This window comes from Streptomyces sp. NPDC043996 (genome assembly GCF_056435225.1).
In genome coordinates, this window is record NZ_JBWKEY010000014.1 from 191,852 (window position 1) to 217,904 (window position 26,053).

The 26,053-nt window shown below is 75.1% G+C and carries 18 protein-coding genes and 1 tRNA gene; 11 read left to right on the forward strand and 8 right to left on the reverse strand.

The window, feature by feature from the left end; all coding sequences use genetic code 11:
- Window positions 1-341: 341 nt before the first annotated feature.
- Both AC07A4_RS32085 and AC07A4_RS32090 read left to right on the forward strand, forming a co-directional pair.
- The gene (locus AC07A4_RS32085) at window positions 342-1,940 is read left to right on the forward strand and encodes an alpha/beta hydrolase (protein WP_478605445.1); all 1,599 of its coding nucleotides are present in this window, start codon (window positions 342-344) and stop codon (window positions 1,938-1,940) included.
- A 109-nt stretch (window positions 1,941-2,049) separates the two neighbouring features.
- Window positions 2,050-2,123, forward strand: a tRNA-Thr gene (locus AC07A4_RS32090).
- Window positions 2,124-2,314: 191 nt separating this feature from the next.
- Here AC07A4_RS32090 and AC07A4_RS32095 read toward each other — a convergent pair.
- On the reverse strand, window positions 2,315-3,025 hold the full coding sequence (locus AC07A4_RS32095) for a TetR/AcrR family transcriptional regulator (protein ID WP_478605448.1): 711 nt from the start codon (window positions 3,023-3,025) through the stop codon (window positions 2,315-2,317).
- Window positions 3,026-3,320: 295 nt separating this feature from the next.
- Between AC07A4_RS32095 and AC07A4_RS32100 the strand changes: the two genes are divergently transcribed.
- A complete protein-coding gene (locus tag AC07A4_RS32100; protein WP_478605450.1) occupies window positions 3,321-4,025 on the forward strand; it encodes a hypothetical protein in 705 nt (234 codons plus the stop codon).
- Window positions 4,026-4,061: 36 nt separating this feature from the next.
- Window positions 4,062-4,769 carry a class I SAM-dependent DNA methyltransferase gene (locus AC07A4_RS32105; protein WP_478605453.1) on the forward strand — a complete coding sequence of 236 codons (708 nt, stop codon included), beginning with the start codon at window positions 4,062-4,064 and terminating at the stop codon, window positions 4,767-4,769.
- Here the strand turns inward: AC07A4_RS32105 and AC07A4_RS32110 are convergent.
- Window positions 4,750-5,979, reverse strand: a complete 1,230-nt coding sequence (locus AC07A4_RS32110; RefSeq protein WP_478605456.1) for an RICIN domain-containing protein — start codon at window positions 5,977-5,979, stop codon at window positions 4,750-4,752. The genes AC07A4_RS32105 and AC07A4_RS32110 overlap by 20 nt on opposite strands.
- A gap of 327 nt (window positions 5,980-6,306) precedes the next feature.
- The gene (locus AC07A4_RS32115) at window positions 6,307-6,540 is read right to left on the reverse strand and encodes a hypothetical protein (RefSeq protein ID WP_478605458.1); all 234 of its coding nucleotides are present in this window, start codon (window positions 6,538-6,540) and stop codon (window positions 6,307-6,309) included.
- Between the two features lie 111 nt (window positions 6,541-6,651).
- Here AC07A4_RS32115 and AC07A4_RS32120 point away from each other — a divergent pair, with 111 nt between their 5' ends.
- Together AC07A4_RS32120 and AC07A4_RS32125 are read left to right on the forward strand one after the other, a co-directional pair.
- Window positions 6,652-7,476, forward strand: coding sequence for a helix-turn-helix domain-containing protein (locus tag AC07A4_RS32120; protein WP_478605460.1), 825 nt, complete (start codon window positions 6,652-6,654; stop codon window positions 7,474-7,476).
- Window positions 7,463-7,708, forward strand: a complete 246-nt coding sequence (locus AC07A4_RS32125) for a DUF397 domain-containing protein (protein ID WP_478605463.1) — start codon at window positions 7,463-7,465, stop codon at window positions 7,706-7,708. The genes AC07A4_RS32120 and AC07A4_RS32125 overlap by 14 nt, the downstream gene beginning before the upstream one ends.
- A gap of 32 nt (window positions 7,709-7,740) precedes the next feature.
- On the opposite strand, the gene AC07A4_RS32130 is transcribed toward AC07A4_RS32125, so the two are convergent.
- From AC07A4_RS32130 to AC07A4_RS32140, 3 genes are all read right to left on the reverse strand, one after another.
- A complete protein-coding gene (locus tag AC07A4_RS32130; RefSeq protein WP_478605464.1) occupies window positions 7,741-8,385 on the reverse strand; it encodes a LuxR C-terminal-related transcriptional regulator in 645 nt (214 codons plus the stop codon).
- Window positions 8,349-9,701 carry a sensor histidine kinase gene (locus AC07A4_RS32135; protein WP_478605467.1) on the reverse strand — a complete coding sequence of 451 codons (1,353 nt, stop codon included), beginning with the start codon at window positions 9,699-9,701 and terminating at the stop codon, window positions 8,349-8,351. The genes AC07A4_RS32130 and AC07A4_RS32135 overlap by 37 nt, the downstream gene beginning before the upstream one ends.
- Window positions 9,702-9,778: 77 nt before the next feature.
- Window positions 9,779-10,768, reverse strand: a complete 990-nt coding sequence (locus AC07A4_RS32140; RefSeq protein WP_478605469.1) for an alpha/beta fold hydrolase — start codon at window positions 10,766-10,768, stop codon at window positions 9,779-9,781.
- Window positions 10,769-10,847: 79 nt separating this feature from the next.
- Between AC07A4_RS32140 and AC07A4_RS32145 the strand changes: the two genes are divergently transcribed.
- The 4 genes from AC07A4_RS32145 (at window position 10,848) to AC07A4_RS32160 (ending at window position 20,876) form a co-directional block, all read left to right on the forward strand.
- Window positions 10,848-14,231 carry a BTAD domain-containing putative transcriptional regulator gene (locus AC07A4_RS32145; protein ID WP_478605471.1) on the forward strand — a complete coding sequence of 1,128 codons (3,384 nt, stop codon included), beginning with the start codon at window positions 10,848-10,850 and terminating at the stop codon, window positions 14,229-14,231.
- Window positions 14,232-14,387: 156 nt separating this feature from the next.
- Window positions 14,388-15,161, forward strand: a complete 774-nt coding sequence (locus AC07A4_RS32150) for a response regulator transcription factor (RefSeq protein WP_478605473.1) — start codon at window positions 14,388-14,390, stop codon at window positions 15,159-15,161.
- On the forward strand, window positions 15,151-17,259 hold the full coding sequence (locus AC07A4_RS32155) for a sensor histidine kinase (RefSeq protein WP_478605476.1): 2,109 nt from the start codon (window positions 15,151-15,153) through the stop codon (window positions 17,257-17,259). Before AC07A4_RS32150 ends, AC07A4_RS32155 begins: the two co-directional genes overlap by 11 nt.
- 521 nt (window positions 17,260-17,780) lie before the next feature.
- Window positions 17,781-20,876: an AfsR/SARP family transcriptional regulator gene (locus tag AC07A4_RS32160; RefSeq protein ID WP_478605478.1), complete on the forward strand. Its 3,096-nt coding sequence runs from the start codon at window positions 17,781-17,783 to the stop codon at window positions 20,874-20,876.
- A 189-nt stretch (window positions 20,877-21,065) separates the two neighbouring features.
- On the opposite strand, the gene AC07A4_RS32165 is transcribed toward AC07A4_RS32160, so the two are convergent.
- Window positions 21,066-22,781, reverse strand: a complete 1,716-nt coding sequence (locus tag AC07A4_RS32165; RefSeq protein ID WP_478605480.1) for a bifunctional 3'-5' exonuclease/DNA polymerase — start codon at window positions 22,779-22,781, stop codon at window positions 21,066-21,068.
- A 161-nt stretch (window positions 22,782-22,942) separates the two neighbouring features.
- On the opposite strand from AC07A4_RS32165, the gene AC07A4_RS32170 reads away from it, so the two are divergent.
- Window positions 22,943-23,782, forward strand: coding sequence for a nitrilase-related carbon-nitrogen hydrolase (locus AC07A4_RS32170; RefSeq protein ID WP_478605483.1), 840 nt, complete (start codon window positions 22,943-22,945; stop codon window positions 23,780-23,782).
- A 45-nt stretch (window positions 23,783-23,827) separates the two neighbouring features.
- Here the strand turns inward: AC07A4_RS32170 and AC07A4_RS32175 are convergent, their stop codons facing one another.
- A complete protein-coding gene (locus tag AC07A4_RS32175; protein WP_478605485.1) occupies window positions 23,828-26,017 on the reverse strand; it encodes an FtsX-like permease family protein in 2,190 nt (729 codons plus the stop codon).
- Window positions 26,018-26,053 lie beyond the last annotated feature (36 nt).

Sequence of the window (26,053 nt, forward strand, 5' to 3'; positions counted from 1 at the left end):
CTGGCCTTGGCTGGGCTGGGCCCCGCACTCGCTCCGGCTGGGCTGAGCCCCAGGCTCGCCTTGGCCGGGCTGGGCCCCCGCACTCGCTCCGGCCGAGCTGGGCCCGTACTTGCCTTGGCCGGGCCGGGCCCCGCACTCGCCCTGGCCGGGCCGAGCCCCGCTCCGCCCCTGCCGGGCTGAGAGGCCCGCAGCCACCCCCCCCGCCCCCCGGTCCCTCCGACGCCCCCAGCCCCTGTCGCTGCCCGCCAGCTCCTCCCCTCGCCCCTCGCCCCTCGCCAGGCCGAATCACCCATACGGGCACGCATGGTGATCGTTCCAACGCCGAGCGTTACGCTCGCGTGATGGAGACCACCCGTCACGCCGGAGCCCCCCGCCCCGTGGGCCGCCTCCGGCGCTCCCGCCTCCGCCGGGGCGGCCTCGCGCTGCTCGCCGCCGGACTGCTCATCTCCGGCTGCTCGTCGGGCGGTTCGGCGGCGGACGTCGCCATGGCCGCGCAGCCCCGGGCCACGCCGAAGGAGCTGGCGTCGTACTACGCGCAGAAGCCGCGCTGGCGCGCGTGCGGGGTGCCGGACTTCGAGTGCGCGACGCTGCGGGCGCCCCGGGACTACGCCGAGCCCGGCGCGGGCGACCTGCGCCTCGCGGTGTCCCGCAAGCAGGCCACCGGCAAGCGGGCCGACCGCCTCGGCTCGCTCCTGGTCAACCCGGGCGGACCCGGGGGCTCCGCGATCGGCTACCTCCAGTCGTACGCGGCGCTCGGCTACCCCGAGAAGATCCGCGCCCGGTACGACATGGTGGCGGTGGACCCGCGCGGCGTCGCCCGCAGCGAGCCCGTTACCTGCCTCGACGACCGTCAGATGGACGCGTACACGCAGACGGACGTGACCCCTGACGACAAGGCGGAGACCGCCCAACTGACCGCTTCGTACAAGAAGTTCACGGAGGGCTGTGCGAAGCGCGCGGGCGACCTCCTGCCGCACGTGTCCACGGCGGAGGCGGCCCGCGACATGGACATCGTGCGGGCCGCCCTGGGTGACGCGAAGCTGACGTACGTGGGGGCGTCGTACGGCACGTTCCTCGGCGCGACGTACGCCGGGCTCTTCCCCGACCGCGTGGGCCGCCTGGTCCTGGACGGCGCGATGGACCCCTCCCTGACGGCCCGGCGCATGACCCGCGACCAGACGGAGGGCTTCGAGACGGCGTTCCAGTCCTTCGCGAAGGACTGCGTACGGCAGTCCGACTGCCCCCTGGGCCGCAAGGACCCCGCGGACGCGGGCAAGCGCCTGAAGGCCTTCTTCACCAGCCTCGACCGCGACCCGATCGCCGCGGGCGACCCGGGCCCCTCCGGCGGCCGCGAGCTGGGCGAGGCGCTCGCGACGACGGGTGTGATCGCCGCGATGTACGACGAGTCGGCCTGGCCCCAGCTGCGCGACGCCCTCACCGCGGCCCTGCGCAACCGCGACGGCTCCGCCCTCCTCTCGCTCTCCGACAGCTACTACGAGCGCGACGGCGACGGCGCCTACTCGAACCTGATGTACGCCAACGCCGCCGTGAACTGCCTCGACCTGCCCCCGGCCTTCACCTCTCCCCAGGACGTCCAGGACGCCCTGCCCGAGTTCCGGAAGATCTCCCCGGTCTTCGGCGAGGGCCTGGCCTGGTCGGCCCTGAACTGCGCGTACTGGCCCACCAAGGCCACCGGTGAGCCCCGCCGCATCGAGGCCAAGGGTGCCGCCCCGATCCTCGTGACCGGCACCACCCGCGACCCCGCCACCCCCTACCGCTGGGCCGAGGCCCTCGCCTCCCAGCTCTCCTCGGCCCGCCTCCTCACCTACGAGGGCGACGGCCACACGGCGTACGGACGGGGCAGCCGCTGCGTCGACGACACGATCAACACGTACCTCCTGGAGGGCCGCACCCCCCAGCACGCCAAGCGCTGCACGTAACCCCAGCTCACACCCCTCCGCGCCCCCGCGCGGAGGGGTGTACGGAGCACCCCCGGAAACTGTGTAGACTTGCTGACGTTGCTGATCGCACCATAGGTGCGGGACGCGCGCCGCCTTAGCTCAGATGGCCAGAGCAACGCACTCGTAATGCGTAGGTCTCGGGTTCGAATCCCGAAGGCGGCTCATCTGGAACCCCAGGTCAGAACGATTCTGACCTGGGGTTTTCTCGTTCCATGGACGCATCTGCGGCGCCGGCGTGAGGCCGTCGTCCTCGGCGGCGTCGCCGAAGACGTCGGCCTCTGTCGGCGCCCACCCATCCGCTCGAACACGTCGCTCCTTGCCCGCCTGCCCGGGGGATGCTTCGCGGCCTGGGCTCAGGGACCCGGTGGGGAGTCGTGCAACCAGGTCGCGATGTCCCTCAGTTCATCGCGGTACAGGCGTTCCGGGGTCGTGGTCTGGGGGTGGAGGAGGCCGTCGATTTCCAGGGTGACCAGGCCGTGCATGCGGCCCCAGAGGCGGAGGGAGCGCGCCAGGGTTTCGGGGGTGAGGGTGGGGAAGGCGGCGCGGGCGACCTTGGTGAAGGCGGGGGCGAAGTCGGTCCAGGTGTATGGGGGGTTGGTGGGGGTGGAGGGGGTGGGAGGGGCCGTGGTGGCGATTTCTACTATGCCTAGGCATAGGTCGTATTCCGCCTCTGTGGTGTCGGCGGTGTCGGCGTGCGGGCTGCGGCCGCTGAACAGGAGGCGGAACTCCTGCGGGTGTGCGAGCGCCCACTCCCGGTACGCGAGCCCGTGCGCCACGGCGCGGCCCGCCGGGTCCGGGGCGCTGTCGCGGGCCTCGCGCAGCCGCGCGGCGAGCGCGCGGTAGGCGTCGGCGGCGAGCGCCGCGAGCAGGGCCTCGCGGGTGTCGAAGTAGCTGTAGAAGGTGCCGGGCGCCATGCCCATGTCCCGCGCGATGCCGCGCAGCGCGACGGCGTCGGCGCCGCCCTCCGTCAGGTGCCGCAGGGCGGTCGCCTTGATCTCGGCCGTGGTCTGGGCGCGGTGGCGCGCGCGTCTGCTCGCGGGGGCGCCATCCGTGGGAGGTGTCATACGGACATGGTACGGCGGGTAAAGATTGAACAGTGTTTGGAGATTGGTCGGTGTTCGGATTATGGTTCTGGTGTGCGGCGCCGCCGGGCGCCGACTGCTGAGTGCCGACTGTTGAGTGCTGAGTACTGAGTGCGGACCGGGGGCCTATCTGGTGCTTTCTGGCGCCGTGCCGTGCCGTGCTGTGCTGTGCCGTCGTCTTTGGCAGAAGTAGAAGAAGAGTCGTTGGAGGCTTGTTGTGGCTGCGTACGCGTATGGGGCAGGGCCCATCAAGGGGTACGGCGTCGGGCCGGTTCCCATGGAGGCTGCGTTCACGTCCGACTTTCCGCTCGCGGACGGCGTCGGTGTGCAGGAGATCGTCGACAAGCAGGAGGTGGAGCGGCGCGTCATGGACGCCCGTCCGGGGATGTACGCGAAGTACATGCCGAGCCGGTTCGAGCCGTTCGGCGGGACGCACTTCACCGGTGGGCGGTACCTCTTCGAGACGTGGCGGGACGTCCTCGACTACGAGCGGTTCACCAGTGAGGAGCTGGAGTTCGAGCCGGGCGTGAAGTTCTGGAGCCGACCGTTCTTCCTGAACGTGGAGCGGTACGTGTGGCGGGTCGTCGGCGCGCACAACTTCACGCCGCTCGATGACCACCACGTCAGCCGGTTCGAGCGGTTCCGGTACGAGGGGGACGCCGAGGGCGCGCTCGACGGGGTCTGGGCGTCCGTGCGGGACGAGGCCGAGGCGCGCGGGCTCGGCGGTGTCTGGCTGCTGCACCAGCCCGAGCACCGGCTCATCGGACTGCACACCATCGCGTCGCGCAACGATGACCTGGAGCGCGGCGAATCCCTGGGCGCGCTGCTGCCCGCACCGCTGCGGGCCGAGCCCGTCTTCGACCGGGTCAGCGCGATCCTCTCGCTGTGGCTGCCGAAGTCGCGCGAGGCGGGCGGGGCGCCCTCGGCGTACCCGATGTCGGCGCCCCTTCCGCTGCCGACGGTGGCTCCGCAGGAGGTGTAGCCGCGCTGTCAGTGGCGCCCACTACGGTCCTTGCCCGTGACCGAAGAGAGCTATCTGACCAAGACCCGCGCCTCCTACGACGCCCTCGCGCCCACCGTCCACGAGCGGTGGCGCGCGGAGGTGGACGCCTGTCCGCTGACCCGCGCCACGCTCGGCGCCTACGCCGAGCTGGTGCGGGACGCGGGCGCCGGGGAGGTCGTCGACATCGGCTGCGGCACCGGGCACGTCACCGCGCACCTGGCCTCGCTCGGCCTGCGGATACGGGGCGTCGACCTGTCGCCCGGCATGCTCGCCCAGGCCCGCGCCGCCTATCCCCGGCTGCGGTTCGACGAGGGCTCGATGACCGGGCTCGACGTCCCGGACGGCTCCCTCGGCGGCCTGGTCGCCTGGTACTCGACGATCCACGTCCCGGCGGCCGACCTGCCGAAGGTCTTCGCCGGGTTCCATAGCGCGCTCGTTCCCGGCGCCCCGCTCCTGCTCGGCTTCCAGGCCGGGGACGGGCTTCGCCACTTCGACGAGGCCTTCGGCCACGACGTCGACCTCGACTTCCACCGCCGGCGGCCGGACTGGATCGCGGACCAGCTGCGCGAGGCGGGGTTCGCCCTGACCGCGCAGCTGGTCCGCGAGCCGTACGAGGGGGAGCTCACTCAGCACGCGCACGTGCTCGCGGCGCGGCCTGTCGAGAGAGTTGCTGAGGGAGCCGCCGGGGGAGTCGTCGAGGGAGCTACAGCCACACCCCGGTGAGGAAGGGGTAGGCGTCGCCCAGCCTGGCCGGGCCGTGCACGAGCTTGCCCTCGGTGACGACCGCGAACTCCTCGCCCTTGACGAGGAGGAAGTGCATCTCGTCGTCCACGGCGTACGAGGTCGCGGTGTCCAGCTCCCGCTGGAACGCGGCCGGGGCGTGCGGCAGCCGGACCTCCGTGGCCGGGGGCGCGAACGTCGCGTCGACGCGCACCACGGTGGTGTCCGTGAACAGGGCCACCGTGGTGCCCTGGGCGTCGGCGATGGTGGCCGCGCGGACCCGGGCGTCCGGCGGAAGGAGCTCCGCCAGGCCCACCGGCGTGGTGCTCGCCGAGCGCTCCGAGAACTCCCAGGCGCGTTCCTGGACGATGCCCACATGGGAGTGGCCGCTGTGCTTGCGGGCGGTCAGGACGTCCTCGTAGCCGCCGAGGAAGCCCTCGGGCAGGCGCGGGAACTGCTCGCTGATCTTCTTGGGGCCGGCCTCGATGCCGTGCCGCTGCGAGAAGCGGATGAACTCGTCGCCGCGGAAGCCGTCGAACCGCAGGTAGGGCGCCTTCGGGTCCGGCACGACCTTCGCCATCGTCTCGAAGACGCCGCCGCCCGCGTCCAGGACGCCCTTCGTCAGGCCGGTGAGACCCGTGAGCGCGGCGCCGATCGCGCCGCCGCGGCCCGATACGACGCTCGCCGTCAGCGCGTCGAAGCCCTTGGCCGCGCCGAGCGCGGGGGCGCGCTCCAGGCGCCACAGCTGGGTGCCGCGGTCCTGCTCGCCGAGGGGGTTCGCCTGCTCCAGGTGCGCGCCCGTCTGGTGGCCTTCGCCGCGCACCGCCAGGTTCTTGCCGCTGTTGACGTTCCGCCACACATAGACGTCGTCGGCCGTGGGCTCCGGGCGCCACAGCTGGGACACCAGCAGGTCGTCGCGGGACTCCGCGGGGCACTGCTGCACGGCTGCGCCCGCGCGGTCGCGGCCCGCCATGATGTCGATCCGCAGCGTGCTCCGTACGTTCTGGATGGTCCAGGCGCCCTCGCGGGCCGCGTTCGGGCGGATGTGCCACAGCTGGGCGTGGCGGGCCTGGCCGTCTTCGGCTCGGCGCTCCTCCAGTACGACCTTCGCGCCCTGCTTCTCGCCCGCGCCCGGTCGTACGGTGGCGTAGGTGCCGGTTGCCTCGTTCCTGATGAAGTAGACGCCCTCGGACAGTGCCGTTGTGTCTGTCATGTCTGCCTCCCGGAAGTGGGGGAGTCAGCCTAGGAGGGGGGCGGGGGGTTCCGATACGGGACGGTTTCGGACGTTATTCACCTCTCAACCAGGGGGGTGGTTCCGCGTGGGCCCTCGCGGGGCGCCCCAGGCCCGCCCCTTCCCGAACCGGGGGCTGCCGCCCCCGGGCCCCCGGCTCAACCGCATTGGCGCTTCGCGCCTCGTCCTCAAACGCCGGACGGGCTGGATCTCCGCGCTTGCGCGCTTGTCCTCAAACGCCGGACGGGCTGGAACCTCGCGCCTCGTCCTCTAGCGCCGGACGGGCTGGGACTTCGTGCCTGGCCCTCGCTACCACTCATTGTTGTAGCGCTCCGACTTTCGGCGGAGCCACGCGGCTAGTTCCTTGCGTTCCTTGGAGTTGGCGGGGCGTAGGTCCACCGCTCGTACCGTTCCTATGAAGTGGATGAAACGGACCCGGCGGTGTTCGCCGTCGACGCCGAGGACCTTTCCGGGGCCGTAGACGTCGATGGTGGAGTGGGCGACGAACGCGTCGCGGCCGTGGGCGGGGCGTGCTGTTGCCATGAGAAGGCCTTTCGCTCGGTGTGGCTTTCCGGCCACACACTGCGCAGGTCGTGGTTAGGCTCGCCAGAGGTCGCGGGGTGACAACTGCTGTGACACGGGGGGTAGTTGAGCATGGCAATTGTGGACAATCCGGAATCACGTCTCCGATACGGTGAGGAGCTGCGGGCGCGTCGCGAAGCCGCCGGGCTCACTCAGGAAGAGCTGAGCGTCCGGGCGATCATGTCGCGTACGCACATCGCGCACATCGAGGCGGGCCGCCGTCGTCCCAATGTGGATGACGCCCGTCGATTGGACGTGGCGCTGGAGGCGGGTGGGGTCTTCGTACGGTTCCTGCCCGCGTCCGCCGGGCGCAAGGTGGCCGAACACTTTGAGGATGCAAAGGAGTTTGAGCAGCAGGCGACGGTGATTCGCGAGTACGCGTCGGAATCCGTTCCCGGGATTCTGCAGACGGCCGGATACGCGAGGGCGCTGTTCCGGATGGGCTTTCCGCCGATGTCGCCGGAGGAGTGTGACAGGGCCGTCGACACACGCCTCGCGCGGGCGCGCATTCTTGACGACATCAAGACGCCGGTGGTGTGGGCCCTGTTGAACGAGGCGGTGCTGCGGCGTCCCGTTGGTGGCGCCGCCGTGATGGCGGAGCAGCTGCGGCATATCGTGGAGTTGGGGGAGCGCCGCCGAGTGCTGCCGTATGTCCTTCCGTTCGGAGCGGGCGCGCACGCGCTGATGGAAGGCATGGTCTCGCTGATGTGGTTCGAGGACCTGCCTCCGGTCGTCTACGTGGAAGGGTGGCGGACGGGGAAGGTCTGGGACTCCCCGTCAGTAGTGCAGCAGTGTTTGGCCGCTTACGATCTCGCCCTGGGCGATGCACTGCCGTGGCGCGAGTCGCTCGCCGTCATGAGGTCCGTCGCGGAGGAATACGAGCATGAGCCCCAGTGAACACGTTCTCCCGGACTCCTCGGTCCTGCGGGCCTGGCGCAGGTCCACCCACAGCGGGCCCAACGAGGGAAGCTGCCTGGAGGTCAGCGACGCCTGCCCGCGGGCGCGCGGCGCCCGCCCTCCGGCCCCCGTCCCCGTCCGCGACAGCAAGGACCCCCGCGGCCCGGCCCTCGTCTTCGCCGCCCCCGCGTGGGCGGCCTTCGTCGGCGCGGTCCGCGGTGGCTGTCTTTGATCCAAGGGGCCTCGGGGAGTGGGTGAGGGGTGCTAGCGGTCCAGGTACGCGAGTACCGCCAGCACCCGGCGGTTGTCCGTCTCCGACTGCGGCAGGGCCAGCTTCGTGAAGATGTTGCCCACGTGCTTGGCGACCGCCTTCTCCGTCACGAACAGGGCTTCCGCGATGCCCGCGTTGGAGCGGCCCTGCGCCAGGCACTCCAGGACCTCGCGCTCGCGCGGGGTCAGCGTGCCCAGGGGCTCGTCGCGGGCGCGGCCCCCGAGCAGCTTGGAGACGACCTCGGGGTCCATGGCGGTGCCGCCGCCCGCGACGCGCTCGATGGTGGCGATGAACTCGGCGCCGTTCGACACGCGTTCCTTCAGGACGTAGCCGACGCCCTCCGTGCCCGTCGCCAGCAACTCGTGCGCGTACAAGGGCTCCACGTACTGGGACAGGAGCAGGACCGGCAGGCCGGGGACCTCGGTGCGGGCGGCGACCGCCGCGCGCAGGCCCTCGTCGGAGAACGCGGGCGGCAGCCGGACGTCGACCACGGCGACGTCGGGACGGTGGCCGATGAGCGCGGGGAGCAGGTCCGGGCCGTTGTCGACGGCGGCGACGACCTCGTGGCCGAAGGCCCGCAGGAGCCGGGTGACGCCGTCCCTCAGCAGGAAGTGGTCTTCGGCGAGGACAACGCGCACGGCACCTCCATGGTCACCAGGGTCGGCCCGCCGACGGGGCTGTTCACGGCGAGGACGCCGTCGAAGTGCGCGAGGCGGCGCTCCACGCCCCGCAGCCCGGTGCCCGTGGCGACATCGGCGCCGCCCTGGCCGTCGTCGGTGACCGTGACGCGCAGGGCGCCGCCCTCGTGCCGCAGGTCGAGCCAGCAGCGCTCGCCGCCGGAGTGCTTGGCGGCGTTGGTGAGCAGCTCGGAGACCGCGAAGTAGACGGCGGACTCGACCGGGGGCTCGGGGCGGGCGGGCAGGTCGATCTCGACCTCGGTGCGCAGCGGGCAGATCATCGCGAGGGAGCGTACGGCATCGCCGAGTCCGCGGTCGGCCAGGATCGGCGGATGGATGCCCTTGACCAGGTCCCGCAGCTCCTTGAGGGCGGCGGTGGAGGACTCGCGGACCTCCGCGAGCAGGTCGCGCGCGGCCTCCGGATTGGTCACCAGGAGGTGCTCGGCGGCGTCGAGGGTCATGCCCATCGCGACCAGACGGGCCTGCGCGCCGTCGTGCAAGTCCCGCTCGATGCGCTGGATTTCGGCCATTTGCGTGTCGACGGCGTCGGACCGGCTCGACTTCAGGTGCTCGACGCGCGCCGCGAGCAGCTCCGCCTCGCTCGGCGCGAGCATGACGCGCAGATAGCGGGCGTGCCGGGTGAGCAGGCGCGGCCCCGACCAGAGGGCGAGCGGGAACGCGGCGAGGGCGAGCACGCCCGCGAGGACCGCCGTCACCTCGTCGTAGACGGGGATGAACAGGTACCACAGGCTGCCCCAGTCCTCCGCCGCGCTCGGTCCGTACAGCGCGGTCAGCGCGCCCCACACGCCGCTGAGCAGCAGCAGGAGCGGTACGACGGTGAGCGCGCCGCCGAGGTAGGGGTCGAGGGTGGTCCAGCGCCAGTCGCGGTGGACCTGGTTGCCCTTGTCGAGCAGCTGCGCCCGCAGCGCCTCGGCCCCGCCGGTCGCGGGGAGTTCGGCGTACGGGGCCGGGATGTCGACGCCGGACCAGCGGGCCGCGAGCGCGCGCTGGCGGTCGGCGAGGTCGCGCGTCGCCCGGACCGCCCCGGGCAGCAGCCGCAGGCCCACGGGGTTGCGGAGTTCGGCGTACACGACCCCGAGCCACAGCGAGAGCCACAGCGCGCGCCAGGAGAGGAGCCACAGCGTCACGCAGCGGCGGAAGCCGGTCAGGCCCGAGGCGGTCGGGCCCGAGGCGGTCGGGCCTGAAGCGGTCGGTGCCGGTGCGGCCGGGGAGTCTTTGCCGTGGGGCGCCGCGGGCTGCTGCCGTAGGGGGTTCATGGATTCATTATTGGAGCGGCGGTGGCCCGAAGTCGGTGGTAAAAACTCCCCTCTTCGCCCGCGGGCCGCCGCGGGCATTATCGGAGCAGGAGCTTCCGGATCGCGTCCGTGACCCGCTCCGGTGCCTCCTCCGCCATGAAGTGGCCGCACGGCACCGTCTCGTGGGCGAGGTCAGGGGCCCAGCGGCGCCACAGGCCCGCCGCGTCGAAGCCGAGGGCCGCGCCCCAGTCCTGCTGGAGGACCGTCACCGGCATCCGCAGGCCCCGCCCGGCCAGGCGGTCCGCCGTGTCGTGCTCGACGTCCGCGGCCGCCGACGCGCGGAAGTCGGCCACGATGGACGGCACGGCCTCGCGGCAGGCCGCCAGGTACGCGGCCCGTACGTGGTCGGGGATCGCCGTCGCGTCCTTGGCCCACGCGTCGAGGAAGTGGCCGAAGAACGCGTCCGGGTCGGCGGCGATCATCCGCTCGGGGAGGCCGGGCGGCTGCGCCATCAGGTACAGGTGGAAGCCGACGGCCCCCGTCGTGCCGCGCATCACGTCCCACATGTCGAGCGTCGGCAGCACGTCGAGGGACAGCAGGTGCGTGACCGCTTCCGGGTGGTCAAGGCCCGCGCGGATCGCCACGAGGGCGCCCCGGTCGTGCCCGGCGAGCGCGAACCGCTCGTGCCCGAGCGCGCGGGCCAGGGCCACCACGTCCGCCGCCATGGTGCGTTTGGCGTACGTCTGCCCGTCCGCGGCCTCGGCCGGTTTGTCGCTGGCGCCGTAGCCGCGCAGGTCGGGGCAGATGACGGTGTGGTCGGCCGCGAGGTCCCGCGCCACGTGGCGCCACATGAGGCGGGTCTGCGGGAAGCCGTGGAGCAGGACGACCGGGCTGCCGGACGGATTGCCGCCGACGACGGCCGCGAGGTGGACGCCCGCGGCGCCCTCGTCGGTGACGGGGACGCGGTGACGGGAGAAGCCCTCGAAGCTTTCGATGCCCTCGATGCCGTCAAAGCCTTCGACGCCTTCGACGCCTTCGATGCCTTCGATGCCTTCGGCGTGGGGTTCGGTGGGGGTGCTGTGTGTCATGCCCTCAGCCTGCGGGGCGCGGATCAGCGCTGGATCAGCACGCGCTGAGCGGTGTCCGCCGAGCGGGTACGTTGAGGGGGTGCCGGAGCGGGACGACGAGGAGAACGCGACGTCAGGGGCCGTGTCAGGGGCCGTGCCGGAGGCGGTGACCCTGGACGTGCTCGGGCCGCTGCGCGCCCGCGACGCGCGGGGGCGCGAGCTCGGCCTCAAGGGCCCCCGGCACCGCGCCGTCCTCGCCCGGCTCCTCATCGCCCGCCGCCGTACGGTGCCCGTGGCCCGGCTCGTCGACGACCTGTGGGACGAGCCGCCGCCGACCGCCGTCGGCACCGTCCGCACCTTCGTGGGCGCGCTCCGCAAAGCCCTCGAACCCGGCAGGGAGCGGCGCGCGCCCGCCCGGCTCCTGGTGACGTCCGGGCCCGGGTACGCGCTGCTCGCCGCGCCGGACGCCGTGGACGCGTGGCGGTTCGAGACGGCCGTACGGGACGCGGGGCGGCTCCTGGACCCCGGGTCCCCGGAGCCCGAGGCCGCGCTCACCGCCCTGGACGAGGCGCTCGCCCTGTGGCGCGGGCCCGCTTACGTCGAGTGGGCCGACACCGACTGGGCCCGCGCGGAGGTCGCCCGCCTGGACGGGCTCCGCCTGCTCGCCGTGGAGCGCCGGGCCCGCGCGGCGCTGTCCCTGGGGCGCGCCGCGGAGGTAGCCCTCGACTTGGAGCCCCACGTCGAGGCCCACCCCTGGCGCGAGGAGGCGTGGCAGCTCCTGGCCCTGTCCCTGTACCGCGCGGGCCGCCAGGGCGACGCCCTCGCGACCCTGCGCAGGGCACGGGAGACCCTGGCGGGAGAGCTGGGCCTTGACCCGGGGGACGGCATCCGGCGCCTGGAAGGGGAGATCCTGGCGCAGCGGGTGCCGGGGGCGCCGGAGGTGCGGGCGGGCGGGGTTTCCCGGGCGGCGGCGGAGCCGGTCGGTCCGGACGCGCCCGGCGGTGCCGCACTGATCGGGCGCGACGCTGAGCTCGCCGCGCTCGAAGCCGCCGCGCACGCGGCCACCCGTACCGGACGGCTCACCCTCGCCCTGCTCTCCGGCGACGCGGGCGCGGGCAAGACCGCCCTCGCCCGTGAGCTGACCGGACGCCTCGGCGCGGCGCGCTGGACGACGGCCTGGGGGCGCGTACCGGAGGGCGGCGGCGCCCCGGCGGCGTGGGCCTGGACGGAGCTGCTCGGTGAACTCGGGCTCCCGGCCCGGGACGCGGAGGCGCTCGGGGCTGGGGCGGACCCCGCCGGGGCGGGGCTGCGGCGGTCGCGGTGGGTGGCCGGGCAGCTCGTCGGGCTCGCCCCGCGCGAGCGGCCGCTGCTGCTGGTCCTCGACGATCTGCACGGGGCCGACGAGGAGACCCTCGACCTCCTCGCCGCCCTGACGGCGGCCCCGCCCGCGCGGCCCGTGCTCGCCGTCGGCACCTACCGTGACACCGAAGTGCCGCCCGCGCTCGGCGCGTTCCTGGGGCGCGTCGCGCGGGCGGAGCCGGTGCGGGTGCGGGCGGGCGGGCTCACCGAGCGGGCGGTCGGCGATCTTCTCGCGGCCGTCTCCGGGCGGCCCGTCGACGCCGCGACCGCCTGCGCCGTGCGCCGCCGCAGCGGCGGCAACCCCTTCTTCGTACGGGAACTGGCCCGTCTGTACGCGGCTGACGGCGCCGCCGCGCTGTCGCAAGTCCCCGTGGGCGTACGGGATCTCGTGCGGGCGCGTCTGGCCGCGCTCGCGCCGCCGACGCGCGCCGTGCTGCGGCAGGCGGCCGTGGTCGGGGCGGAGGCCGACCTGGACGTCCTTGCCGCCCTCGCGGCGGACGAGGGCGGCGCGGACGCCGTCCTGGACGCCGTGGAGGCCGCGACCGGGGCCGGATTCCTCGCGGAGCCCGAGGCGGGCCGACTGGCCGCCGAGCGCGTCCGGTTCGCGCACGCGCTGGTCCACGAGACGGTGTACGGCGACCTGTCGCGGCCGCGCCGGGCCCGGCTGCACACGGCGGTCGCCGAGGCCCTGGAGGCCCTGCGCCCCGACGCCGTGGAGGCGATCGCGCACCACTACACCACCGCCGCGACCCGCGCGACGTCCGCCCGCGCCACCGCCGCGGCCTCCCAGGCGGCCCGCCGCGCCGAGGCGGCGGGGGCGCCGTACCGGGCGGGCCGGTGGTGGGGCGCCGCGCTGGAGGCGTACGACAGGGCGGCGGGGGCGGCGGGTTCCGCGCCCGGGCGGCTCGTTCCGCTGATGGGCCTGGTCCGGAACCTCGCCGTCACCGGTGGGCTCGCCGAGGCGCGGCGGCACCGGGCCGACGCGCTCGCCGTCGTCGAGGCGAGCGGGGACGCGGAGACGGCCGCCCACGTCGTCGGGGCCTTCGACGTGCCCGGGATCTGGGCCCGCAACGACGACGAGGACCTGTCCCTGCGCGTCGTGGCCGCCGCCACGAAGGCCCTCGCGGCGCTCCCCGACGACGGCACCCGGGACCGGCGCGTCACCCGTTGCCGCGCGCTGACCGCCCTCGCCATGGAAACCCGGGGCGACACCGGCACCGCGGGCGCCGAGGCGGCCCGGGAGGCGGAGGCCCTGGCGCGGGCGCTGTATGGGGGTGGTGGAGGCGAGGGGGAGGTCTTGGGTGCCGCCCCGGCGGGCGGTGACGAGGCGGCCGGGCTGCTCGCGTTCGCCCTCAACGGGCGGTTCCTGCACACCTTCCACCGCCCCGGGCTCGCCCCGGAGCGTGCCCGCGTCGGCGTGGAGCTCGTCGAGCTCGCCGCCCGCCACGGGCTCCCCACCTTCGAGGTCCTCGGCCACCTCATGCTGCTCCAGGCCCACAGCGCCCTCGCCGACTTCGACCGCGCCGACCACAACGCCGCCGCCGCCGACCGCCTCGCCGAGCGGTACGGGCTGCCGCTGGTGGCTGTGTTCACGGGCTGGTACGGGGCGCTGCGCACTGCCGTCGCCGGGCGGGCCGAGGAGGCGGCGGCCGCGTACCGCGACGCTGCCGGGCGGCTGCGCGGCAGCGGGATGAGCGGCATGGAGGAGGAAGAGCCGCTGCGGCTCGCCCTGGTGTGCCTGGGTGTTCCCGAGGACGCGGGGGAGGAGCCGGTCGACGAGGAGCCGGTCGACGAGGAGCCCGTCCCCGGTCAGCTGCTCGAACTCCAGTGGTGCCTGCGCGCCCGCGCGGCCGCCCGCCGGGGCGACACCGCGCTCATGGAGGCCGCGTACCAGTGCCTCCTGCCCGCCCGCGCGGAGCTGGCGGGCGGGGGCAGCGGCCTGTTCGCGCTCGGTCCCGTGGCCCGCGAACTCGGCGACCTCGCCGTCGCCTTGGGGCGGCCCGACGCCGCCGCCTCCCACTACCGGCAGGCCCTCGCCGTCGCCGAACGCGCCGGGGCCCCGCACTGGGCGGCCGCCGCGCGAGCCGCGCTCACGGCGGTGCGAGGGGGCGGCGACGGCCGCTGAGGTGACGGTGACCGCCGAGACGGCCGCTGGGGAGACGGCGGCCGCCACCCCTCCGGCATCTGCGGCGGTCCGGCCCGCGCCCCGGGGTTATGAGGATCCTGTTAGGGCGCGGGCGCGCGGACCGGAGGCGGAGCACCGCCGCTTATGCTCGGGCGCATGTGCGCATTTGTCCTGGTGGCGGAGGACGACGAGAAGCAGGCCGACCTCATCCGCCGCTATCTGGAACGTGAGGGCCACACCGTCGGGGTCGCCCACGACGGGCGCACCGCCCTGGAGCAGGTCCGGCGGCACGACCCCGACCTGCTGATCCTCGACGTGATGATGCCGGAGATCGACGGGCTCGGGGTGACCCGCGTGCTGCGGTCGGCCCCGCAGCCCGGCCCCGCCGACGGCCAGCGCGGCACCGGCACGCTGCCCATCCTCATGCTCACCGCCCGCTCCACTGAGGACGACCTGCTGCTCGGCCTCGACCTGGGTGCGGATGACTACCTCACCAAGCCGTACAGCCCCCGTGAGCTGATGGCCCGCGTGCGCACCCTGCTGCGCCGCGCCAGCGGAGCCGCGCACCGGCCGCCGCCCGAGGCGGAGACCCAGGTGCTTCGCGCGGGCGGGCTCGTCGTGGACACGCTGCGGCACGAGGTGACCGTGGACGGGTGTCCGGTGGAGTGCACGCCGGGCGAGTTCGAACTCCTCTCGGCGATGGCGGCGGAACCGGAGCGGGTGTTCACGCGCCCCCAGCTCCTGGACCGCATCCACGGGTCATCGGGGTACATATCCGCCCGTACCGTCGATGTGCACGTCCTCAACCTGCGCAAGAAGATCGAGGACGACCCGCGCCGCCCGCGCCGCCTCGTCACCGTCTTCGGGGTCGGCTACAAGCTCGCCGCGCACCAGGGCGCGGCGGACCCGGCGGGGCGTCGTGGGGCGTGAGGCCAGGACCGAGGGCGGCGCGAAGACGCCCACCGGGCGCGGCGGGCGCGGCGGCCGTGGCGGTGACGGCGGAGTGGTCCGCACCCGTGTCCCCGTCCGCAAGAGCCTGCTGACCCGGCTGCTCGCCGTCTCCGCGCTGGTGTCCGTCCTGTCGATCGCCGCCACCGCCTGGCTCGCCGCCCAGACCACGTCCGGGGCGATCCGCCAGGAACAGGGGCAGGTGCTCGCCGACGACGCCCGCATCTACGACCGTCTCCTCGGGCTCGCCGCGACCACGCCCAACTGGCGCGACGCCGACCGGACCGTACGGGACCTCTCCGTCGAGACGGGCCGCCGCATCGCCCTCACCACCCAGGACCGCAAGGTCATCGCCGACTCGGCCAGCCGCGACCCGCACCACGAAGGACGGCTGCCCGCCCGCGCGTCCGCCGTCGTCGACCCGCTCGCCGTGGACTCCGCGCTGGCCACGGGGCGCGGCGACGACACCGCGGAGGCCCTCGGCATCGGCGCGGGCCCCGACTCCGGCGAGGGCCTCGGCACCGGCACCGGCGCCGTGGACCGCATCGACCCGCGCGCCGTGGGGCCGTTCCGGCTGCCCGCCGACGAGCGGCGGGACCTGCGGTCGGTGACGGAGAAGTACCTCGGCTGCCTGCGGGGCGTCGGGGTCGCGGCGAAGACCGTGGAGAGCCCGAGCGGACGCCCGTACGTCCAGGTGCAGGACGAGGGCGTCCGGCAGCTCGCGGACTACCGCTGCGGCGGCGACTACCTCACCGCGCCGACGAAGACCGAGCGCAAGGCCCTCGAAAAGATCAACAAGCTCGCCGAGGCGTGCATGCGCCGCAAGGGCCACGACCCGCTGAAGCTGGGCCTGACCGTGGCGCGCGACGGCGCGCCGCGCCTGTTCGCGAACGGTGCCGTGGTCGTGGGGCCGCCGTCCGAGGAGTCCCCGGCGCCCTCGGCCCCTTCGAAGCCCGGGGACGCCGGGGACCCGGGGGGCACCGAGGGCGTCAAGCAGCCCCCGACGCCGTCGCCCGCGCCGCCCGGCGAGGCCGTCGATCCCGCCGAGGCGCTCGCCGCCACCTGCGTGGACAGCGCCCGCCGCGAGCAGCTCGCCCCCTACGTCTCCTCACCCGCCCTGCTCTTCATCACCAGCCAGGACGGGAGTCGCCCCTCCGCGAGCGGCTTCCGGCTCTCCGCCGCCAACGTCACGCGCATCACCGGGCTCGCCGCGGCGGTCCTCGCGGTGACCGTGGCCGTCACGGCGTTCGCCGCGACCCGGCTCACGCGGCCGCTGCGCGCCCTCACCACGGCCACGCAGCGCATGAAGTCCGGCGAGGTCACCGAGCCGGTGCCGGCCCGCTCGGCGGGGGAGATCAGCCAGCTCGCCGCCGCGTTCAACGACATGGCCGAGCACCGCAGGGCCTTGGAGGAGCAGCGCAAGGCCATGGTCAGCGACGTCGCGCACGAGTTGCGTACGCCGCTGTCGAACATCCGGGGGTGGCTCGAGGCCGCCGAGGACGGGGTCGTCGCGACCGACCCCGAGCTCGTCACCTCGCTCCTGGAGGAGGCGCTGCTCCTGCAGCACATCGTCAACGACCTCCAGGACCTCGCCGCCGCCGACGCGGGCACGCTGCGGCTGCACCGGGAGCCCGCGTGCGCCGCCGACCTCGCCGAGCAGGTCGTCGCCGCGCACCAGGCGCGGGCGGACGCGGCGGGCGTGCGGATCGGGGCGCGCGCCGAGGGGGAGCCGTGGCTGACCGCCGATCCGCTGCGGCTGCGGCAGGCCGTCGGCAACCTCGTCTCCAACGCGATCCGGCACACGCCCCGGGGCGGGGAGGTCACCGTGACCTGCCGGGCCTCGGGCGGCCGCGTGGTCATCGCCGTCGCCGATACGGGGACCGGGATCGCCGCGGCGGATCTTCCTCATGTGTTCGACCGGTTCTGGCGCGCCGACAAGTCGCGGACGCGGGCCACGGGGGGCAGTGGGCTTGGGCTTGCCATCGTGCGGAACCTTGTGCAGGCGCATGGGGGGACGGTGGAGGTGGAGAGTGAGGTGGGGCGCGGGACGGTCTTCACGCTGCTGCTCCCGGTGACGTGACCCTCGCGGTGCGCCCCAGGCCCGCCCCTTCCCGCTCCGGGTGCGGCTGCCCCCGTTCCCCCGCTCACAGACATTGGCGCTCCGCGCCTCGTCCTCAAACGCCGGACGGGCTGAAATACCTGCCGTAACCGGCACCATCAAGCCCGTCCGGCGATTGAGGACAAGCGCGGAGCGCGGGGATTCAGCCCGTCCGGTGTTTGAGGACAAGCGCGAAGCGCGGCAATCAAGCCCGTCCGGCGTTTGAGGACGAGCGCGGAGCGCGATGGAGGGGCGGGTGGGTGGGGGAAAAAGGAGCACCCCGGCCTGCGTGAGGCCGCCCAGGGGGCGTTGGGCGGACCCGGCCGCGCCGGTGACACTCCCCCGAGCCACGCGCCGAAGCGCACGCACCGGCGGGGCCAGGTCCGATGAGGTGATCACATCAGCCGCCGCCAACAGATCGCTAACATGGCCCCAACGGCCCCCAACTTGGCGTGGCCGCGACAGCCCATGGGGGCGTCGGGCACCGGGGGAGCGGAACGCGCATGGCAGGCGAGCTGCGGTTCGGGCTCCTCGGCGTGCCCGCCGTGTACGACGCCGACGGCGTCCCCCACCCCGTACGCAGCCCCAAGGCCCGCGCCCTGCTCACCGCGCTGCTCCTCGCACCGGACCGGGTGGTCTCCGCGGACGCGCTCAAGGAGGCGCTGTGGGCCGCGGAGCCGCCGGCCTCCGCGCGGGCCTCCCTCCAGAACCACGTCACCCGCCTGCGCCGCCTCCTGGACGACCCGGCGCGGCTGAGCGCCGTACCGCCGGGCTACCGGCTCCGCGTCGCCGACGGCGAACTCGACGTCCGCGTCTTCGAGCAGTGGGCGGCGCGCGCCCGCGTCGCCCACGCCGCCCGCGACTGGCCCGCCGCCGAACGCGCCGCGCTCGCCGCCCTCGCGCTGTGGCGCGGCACCCCGCTCTCCGGCCTGCCCGCGGCGGGCGCGGGCGAGGCCCTCGTCCAGCGCCTCGAGGAGTCACGGCTGCTGGTCCTGGAGTGGCGCTACGACGCCGCCCTGGAGCACGCGGCGACCGCGCCCGGATCCACCGCCTCCGGATCCGCCGCCGAACTGGCCTCGCTCATCCCCGAGGTGACCTCGCTCGTCACCGAACACCCCCTGCGGGAGGCCTTCCACCGCCAGCTGATGCTCCTGCTGCACCGCACGGGACGCCAGGCGGAGGCCCTGGCCGTGCACCGCGCGCTGCGCCGCAGGCTGGTGGAGGAGCTGGGCGTGGAGCCGGGCGACGCGGTGCGCGACGCGCACGCCGAGGTCCTGCGGGGCCGCGACGGCGCCAGGCCGACACCCGCCGCGCCCGGAGGCGACGGCGCCGCCACGGCCAGGGCGCGCCGCTCCGTGCTCGCGGGCGGGCGGCCCACCGCGGCGTCCCCGAGCCGCGCGCCCCGGCCCGCGCAACTGCCGCCCGCGCCCGTGCACTTCACCGGCCGCACGGACGCGGTCGCCAGGCTGCGGGAGCTGCTCGGTACCGCGGCGGCGCCGGTGGCGGTCCTTTCCGGCATGGCGGGCGTCGGCAAGAGCGCGCTCGCGCTGCACGTGGCGCACGGGCTGCGGGAGCGGTTCCCCGACGGGCAGCTGTATCTGAACCTGCACGGGGCGACCCCCGGCGTCGCCCCCCTCACCCCCGGCCAGGCCCTGGCCGCGCTGCTGCGGGACCTCGGCGCCGAGGCGCGGCACGCCCCCGATGACCCGGACGCGGCGGCCGCGCTGCTGCGCTCGCTGCTCGCGCCCACCCGCACGCTCCTCGTCCTGGACGGCGCCGCGAGCGCCGCGCAGGTGCGCCCGCTGCTGCCCGGAGGCCCCGGCTGCGCCACCCTCGTGACCAGCCGCTCCCCGCTCACCGCGCTCGACGGCGCCGTCCGCGTCCCGCTGGCGCCGCTGTCGGCCGACGACAGCGCGGCGCTGCTTCGCGCCGCCTCCGGGCGCGAGGGGCTCGGCCCGGAGCACCCCCTGGTGCGGCTCGCGGGGCGGCTGCCGCTCGCGCTGCGCGTCGTCGCGGCCCGCCTCGCCGCCCGCGGCGCGCTCACCCCCGACGCCCTCGCAGGCCTGCTCACCGACTGCGGGGGCCCGCTACGGCACCTGGAGTACGACGACTTGAGCGTGCGGCGCTCCCTCGACGTCGCCCTGGACGCGCTGCGCACCTCCGACCGGGACGCCGACCGCGACGCCGCCCGCGCCCTCGCCACCATCGGCGGGCTCGACCTGCCCGCGTACGGCGCCCCGCTGCTCGCCCGGCTCCTCGCCGTCCCGCGCTGGCGCGCGCAGGCGGCCCTGGACCGCCTCGTCGACGTGGCCCTCCTGGAGGAGACGGCACTCGGCCGCTACGCCCCGCACGATCTCGTACGGGACTTCGCACGCGAGACCCACGAGACCGGGCGGGCCCCCGAGGCGCGCTGCCGGCCCGCCGACGCCGCCCTGCGCTGGTATGCGGACACCGCCCGCGCGGCGCTGCTCGCGATCGCGCCACCGGGGCAGGACCGGGTGGACCGCCTCGCGGAGTACGTGCCCGCCGAGGGCGACACGCCCGGTTTTGCCACCGTCGACGCGGCGTTCGCCTGGGCCGACGAGGAGCTCGCCAACATCGTCGCCCTCGCCGGGCGCCACGCCGACGACGCCTCCGGCCTGGTGCCCGCCCTGGTCCGGCACCTCTTCCCGTATCTGCAACGGCGGGGCCGTCTGACCGAGTTGGGCGTGCTCGCCGCCGTCGCCGTCGAGGCCGCGCGCCGCCACGGCGACCCGGCCGCCACCGCCCAGGCGCTCACCGACCTGGCGGGCCACCGCTTCCTGACGGGCCGCGCCGGGGATGCCCTGGCCCTGAACGACGAGGCGCTCGCGCTGTGGCGCCGCCTGGACCGCGTCTCCTGCGTGCGCCGCGGCCTCAACCACCGGGGCCTGCTCCTCGACGGCCTGGGCCGCCGCTCCGAGGCCGCGGGCGCCCTCCACCAGGCCCTCGGCCTGGCCCGCGCCCTGGACGACCCGCTCAGCGAGGCCATCACGTTCAGCCACCTCGGGAACCTGTACGAGCACGCCGACCCGCGCGTGGCCATCACCCACCACGAGCGCAGCCTCGCCATCGGCGAACGCGTCGGCCACGCCGTCGTGCGCCAGTCCGCGCACTGCAACATCGGCTACGCCCACCTCGCCCTCGGCGAACCGGCCGCCGCCCTCGGCCACTTCGAGGTCAGCCTGCGCGTCCACGGCGAGTACGAGGACTGGCACGGCGAGTCCCACACCCGCCTCGGCCTCGTCCGCTCCCTGCGCGCCCTCGGCCGCACCGCCGACGCGTCCCGCGAGTGCGCCCTGCTCCTGGAGCGCGCGGGCCACCGGGGCGACACCCACATGACCGCCCTGACCCGCCACCAGCTCGGCCTCCTCCTCCACACCCAGGGCCACACCGAAGAGGCCCACGCCCATTGGCGCTCATCCCTGGCAGCCCTGGAGACCTTGGACGGCGTGAGCGAGAGAGTGGTGAACGAACTGAGACAACTCACCACTTCAAGCCGCGAAGCGCCGACAGCCCAAGCCCGCCCGGCGCTTGAGGACAAGCGCGCAGCGCGGAAATTCAGCCCGCCCGGCGTTTGAGGGCGAGGCGCGAAGCGCCGACAGATGAAGCCCGTCCGGCGCTTGAGGACAAGCGCGCAGCGCGGAAATTCAGCCCGTCCGGCGCTTGAGGACGAGCCGCGAAGCGGCAACGGTTCAAGCCCGCCCGGCGTTTGAGGGCGAGCGCGCAGCGCGATCACCGGCGGGCACCGAAGCCCCCGGGCACCGGAGTCACTTGGCATCCCCATAGCACCGTACAACCGCCGTGGTGAACGGAAACCGCACCGGCGTCTCCCCGAACGCGATCCGCCCCGCCAGCGCCCCCGCGTCCCGCACCGCCGCCACGACCGCCTCCGCCTCCTCGGCCGGGCAGTGCACGATCACCTCGTCGTGCTGGAAGAAGACCAGCTCGGCCCGGAGGTGCGCGGTGGCCTTGCGCAGCGCGGCCAGCATCAGCAGGGCCCAGTCGGCGGCGCTGCCCTGCACCACGAAGTTGCGGGTGAAGCGGCCGCGGGCGCGGGCGTTGGTGGAGGCGTAGCCAGGGGTGAACTCGCCGTCGCGGCCGCCGCTTTCGGGGTCGGCGGCGGCCTCCTGCGGAATCCCGGCCTCGCCGAGGGCGTCCTCGTCGTCCGCCCCGCCGGACCCCGCGGCGGGCGGGCTGGTCCGCCCCAGCCACGTCCGCACCAGGCGGCCCTCCTCGCCCGCGCGCGCCGCCTCGTCCACGTACGCGACGGCGGCGGGGAAGCGGCGGCGCAGCGCGGCCAGGTTCTTCAGGCCGTCGCCGGAGGTCTGGCCGTAGACCGCGCCGAGGACCGCCAGTTTGGCGTGCTCGCGGTCGCCGGAGAAGGCGCGGTCCGACAGGCGTGTGTACAGGTCGTCCGCGCTGCCCGCGACGTCCATGAGGCCGCGGTCGCGGGAGACGGCGGCAAGGACGCGCGGCTCCAGCTGGTCGGCGTCGGCGACGACGAGCCGCCAGCCCGGGTCGGCGACCACCGCGCGCCGGATGACCTTCGGGATCTGCAGGGCGCCGCCCCCGTTGGTGGTCCAGCGGCCGGAGACGGAGCCGCCCGGGGTGTACTCCGGCCGGAAGCGGCCGTCGCGCACCCAGTCCTGGAGCCAGGACCAGCCGTGGGCGGTCCAGACCCGGTACAGCGTCTTGTACTCCAGGAGGGGCCGCACCGCGGGGTGGTCGATCTCCTCCAGCTCCCACTTCCGCGTCGAGCGCAGCTTGACGCCCGCCCGCGCGAACGCCTTCACCACGTCCGCGGGCAGGTCGGGGCGCACCCGGTGCCCGAAGGCGGCGGAGACCTCGTCGGCGAGCTCGGCCAGGCGGCGCGGCTCGCCGCTGCCGCCGTACCGCTCGCCGAGCAGCTCGGTCAGGACCTCGCGGTGGACGTCGGCGCGCCAGGGCAGCCCCGCCGCGTTCATCTCGGCGGCGATCAGCGCCCCCGCCGACTCGGCGGCCGTGAGCAGCCGCATCCGCCCCGGGTCCGCGGTCTCGCCGTGCCGTTCGACCTGCGCGGCGTACACCTCGAGCAGTGCCTCGAACGGCAGGGGAGAGGCCGGGGCCGGGTCGAACAACGAGTCCTGCGCGCCGGGCACGGCGGCCCGGGGCGGTGGGTCCGGCGGCACGGGTCTTCGCTTGAGCCTGGCCCAGGCGGCCGCCGCCGAGCGGGGCTCGCCGTGGCGCCCCTCGTGCGCGAGGAGCAGGCCTTCGGCGGCCTCGATGTCGTACGCCCGCTCGACCCGTACGCCCGCCGCGAGCAGCCGTGGATACAGCTCGGCGGTGGCGCGCCACACCCACCGCCCGACGTGGGGCCGCCGCCGCACGGCCTCCGCGAGCGCGGCCTCCCGCACGACGGGCCCCACGGCCCTCCCGTCGTCCCCCAGCGGCACGACGAGCACCCCCGGCCCGTCCTCCGCGATCGCCCACCGCTCTGCTTCCACACTCCGACGATCGCACCCACCACTGACAACGGGCCCCTGGCCGCTCTCCCGCGCGTCCCGCGACCCGGCCCCCGGGAGCCGACCCCCGGCGCAGCCCGGCGGGAACCCCACATGGCCCCGCCCCGCATGCCGCCCCCACCGGCCCCTGCCACGCTCGGTCCATGCGAGTCGCCCTGGCCCAGACAGACTGTGTGCTCGGTGAGGTGGACGAGAACCTGGAGGCCGCCCGCGAGTATCTGACCCAGGCCCGTGACCAGGCCGCCGACCTCGTGGTCTTCCCGGAGCTGAGCCTGCACGGCTACCACCTGGGCGCGCTGCGCCGTGACACGTCGATCGCCGCCGACGACCCCCGTCTGCTCGGCCTGTCCCTGCTCGGCCCCGACGTCCTCATCGGCCTGCACGAGCACACCAGCCTGCGCGCCTACAACACGTCGGCGTACTACGCGGGAGGCGGCCTCGTGCACGCGCACCGCAAGCTCTACCTGCCGAACTACCTGGCCTGGGAGGAGCGCAAGCACGTCAGTCCGGGGCAGCACCTGCGCGCGTACGACCTGCCCGGCGGGCACGGCAGGGCGGCCACGCTGGTCTGCAACGACGCCTGGCAGCCGGTCCTTCCGTGGCTCGCGGTGCAGGACGGCGCGGAGGTCATCATCGTGCCCACGAACAGCGCGGCGAGCCTCGACCCGGAGGCCATGGACACGGTCCTGTACTGGGACACGCTCCTTTCGTACACGGCCCGCATGCTCCAGTGCTGGGTGGTGTTCGTGAACCGGGTCGGGAACGAGAACGGGGCGTCGTTCTGGGGCGGTTCGCGGGTGGTGGACCCGCGCGGCACGGTGGTCGCGCAGGCCCCGAAGTGGGAGCCGGGCCTGGTGACGGTCGACATCGACACCCACGAGGCCCGCCGCCAGCGCCGCGCGGTGCCGCTCGTGGCGGAGGCCCGGCTCGGCCTCATCGACCGGGAGGTCCGCCGCCTGATCGACGAGGGCGGCGACTCCTGACACGCCCCGCGCGCCCCTTCCTCAAGCCACCCCTTGAACCACCCCTCAAGTCACCGACGTCCCTCTCATCACTCTCATCGCCGCCGCCACCGAAGCCCCCACCGCCACCACCGCACACACGCCCACGCACACCCCCATCACGTCCCACGGCACCACGAGCACCCCCGCGCCCACCGGCACCGAAAGCCTGAGCAGGGCCGCGGCCAGGCCGCCGAGGCCGACCGCGGTCACCGCGAGGCCGAGGAGCGCGCCCACCGCCACCGCGAGGGCCGCCTCACCGGCGGCGACGATCCTGACCTGGGCGGGGGTGGCGCCCGCGAGGCGCAGGGAGCGCAGTTCGGGGGCCCGTACCGGCGCGGTCATCAGGAGCGTGGTGGCCAGCGAGATCGCCGTGTACGTGAGGCAGAGCGCGAGCAGCATCAGCAGGCCGAGGCGGGTCTGCCGCTTCACTCCGGGGTACTCGGCCGCGAGCCAGTCGCCGACCGGCCGCACCTCGCCGCCGCTGGCGCGCAGCGCGGCCGTCACCGCGGCGCGGTCGGCGCCGGGCGCGAGGCGGACGTCGAGCCGGTCGGCGGGGGCCGCCGCGTTCCGCGCGGTGACGTACGCGCCGTTGTCGCCGGTGCCGCGGGCGAGGACGGCGGCGATCCGCAGGCGGGCCCGGCGGCCGTCGCCGAGCCACACCGTCACGTGCGCGCCGACGCGGCGCTGCCGCCACTCCTCGTTGACGACGATGGAGCGGTCGTCGAGGTCGGTCACGTCGCCCGCGACCACCGGCAGCCGGGTCACCGCCGCGAACGCCGCCGGGTCGGCGACGGCCCGCGCCTGGGAGCGCACGAGGGCGCTGCCGCCGTCCTCGCGGACGAAGACGGCGGTGGCCGCGGAGGCCGCGACGGTCGCGCCCGCCACCCCGGCCACCGGTTTCAGGGCGCGCCCGGTGACGACCAGGTCGGCGGCGGTCCGCTGGCGCGCCTCGGCCGCCTTGGCGTGGCCGACCGTCGCCGCCGAGCCGAACAGGCAGCCCGCGAGCGCGACGGTGACCAGGACGGGCGCGGCGACGGCGGCGGTGCGGCGCACTCCGGCGCCGCTGTTGGCGCGGACGATCCGGGCGAGCGCGAGGGCCGGGCGACTCCGGCCCCGGCGCAGCGCGGCGGGGCGGCGGAAGAGGGCCACCACCCGCCGGACGAGGAGCGGGGCGAGCGCCGCGACGGCCGTCGCGAGGATCATCGGCTGGGTCGTGTACGTCTTGCGTTTGAGCAGGTCGGACGGGTCGCGCCAGAGCGTCCAGACGAGCAGCCCGAGCGCCCCGGCGAGCAGCGCCGCGCCCGCGATACGGCGGCCGAACGGCATCACGCCGGTGTCAAGCGAGGCCTCGCGCAGCGCCTCCACCGGGCTGACCCGGCCGGCCCGCCGCGCCGCGCTCCAGGCCCCGGCGAGGGCGACGAGCAGGCCGCTCCAGAAGGCGAGTTGGTACGGCCACCAGGTCCACCGGAGCCCCTCGGCGACCGTGAACCACGGCGGCGCGACCTCCGCGTCCACCAGCGCGGCGGCCAGGCGCGGGGCGCCCCACGAGCCGAGCGCGCACCCGGCGGCCGCCGCGAGCGCCCCGACCGCGAGGGCCTCCCCGAGCAGCAGCCGCCGCACCTGCCCCCGGCTCGCCCCGGCCGCGCGGAGCAGCCCGAACTCGCGGCGGCGCAGCGCCACCACGAGCGCGAAGGTGGACGCGGTCACGAACGCCGCCACGAACGCGGCGACGCCGCCCGCCGTGCCGAGGAAGGCGTTCACGGAGACCAGGGCCCGCTCGTCGCGCTCGGCTCCGGGGTCGGCGCGGCGGCGTTCGGCGCCGGTGAGCACCCGCGCGCCGGTGCCGGACGCGGCGACGGCGGCGCGCACGTCGGCGGCGGGCGCGCTGACGCCGACGGCGTTAGGGGAGCCGTCGGCGCGCACCGGGCCGAGCCGCCGCAGCGCCCGCAGCAGAGCGTTGTCCACAGGGTGTGGATGAGCGAGCCGCTCGGTCGCGGTGCCGATGTCGGGCCCGCGCCGCACCGGGACGCTCAGCGTGTCCCGTCCCAGGACGACGACCGGGGCGTCCGCGAACCGCTCGGGCCCGCGCGGCGGCCCGGCCGCGCTCGCGGCGAGCCCCACCCCCATCGCGGCGGTCAGGGCCACCCCGAGGGCGACGGCGACGAAGGCCCCGAGGAACCCGGTCCACCGGGAACGGAGCGAGGAGAGGATCATGCCTCAAGCCAACCGCCGGGCGCCGTCGCGCTCACG

Excerpts from the sequence above, each read along its gene's own strand:
- AC07A4_RS32085 (WP_478605445.1), top strand. The coding sequence starts at position 342 with ATGGAGACCACCCGTCACGCCGGAGCCCCCCGCCCCGTGGGCCGCCTC.
- AC07A4_RS32095 (WP_478605448.1), bottom strand. The coding sequence starts at position 3,025 with ATGACACCTCCCACGGATGGCGCCCCCGCGAGCAGACGCGCGCGCCAC.
- AC07A4_RS32100 (WP_478605450.1), top strand. The coding sequence starts at position 3,321 with ATGGAGGCTGCGTTCACGTCCGACTTTCCGCTCGCGGACGGCGTCGGT.
- AC07A4_RS32110 (WP_478605456.1), bottom strand. The coding sequence starts at position 5,979 with ATGACAGACACAACGGCACTGTCCGAGGGCGTCTACTTCATCAGGAAC.
- AC07A4_RS32115 (WP_478605458.1), bottom strand. The coding sequence starts at position 6,540 with ATGGCAACAGCACGCCCCGCCCACGGCCGCGACGCGTTCGTCGCCCAC.
- AC07A4_RS32120 (WP_478605460.1), top strand. The coding sequence starts at position 6,652 with ATGGCAATTGTGGACAATCCGGAATCACGTCTCCGATACGGTGAGGAG.
- AC07A4_RS32125 (WP_478605463.1), top strand. The coding sequence starts at position 7,463 with ATGAGCCCCAGTGAACACGTTCTCCCGGACTCCTCGGTCCTGCGGGCC.
- AC07A4_RS32135 (WP_478605467.1), bottom strand. The coding sequence starts at position 9,701 with ATGAACCCCCTACGGCAGCAGCCCGCGGCGCCCCACGGCAAAGACTCC.
- AC07A4_RS32140 (WP_478605469.1), bottom strand. The coding sequence starts at position 10,768 with ATGACACACAGCACCCCCACCGAACCCCACGCCGAAGGCATCGAAGGC.
- AC07A4_RS32150 (WP_478605473.1), top strand. The coding sequence starts at position 14,388 with ATGTGCGCATTTGTCCTGGTGGCGGAGGACGACGAGAAGCAGGCCGAC.
- AC07A4_RS32160 (WP_478605478.1), top strand. The coding sequence starts at position 17,781 with ATGGCAGGCGAGCTGCGGTTCGGGCTCCTCGGCGTGCCCGCCGTGTAC.
- AC07A4_RS32170 (WP_478605483.1), top strand. The coding sequence starts at position 22,943 with ATGCGAGTCGCCCTGGCCCAGACAGACTGTGTGCTCGGTGAGGTGGAC.
- AC07A4_RS32175 (WP_478605485.1), bottom strand. The coding sequence starts at position 26,017 with ATGATCCTCTCCTCGCTCCGTTCCCGGTGGACCGGGTTCCTCGGGGCC.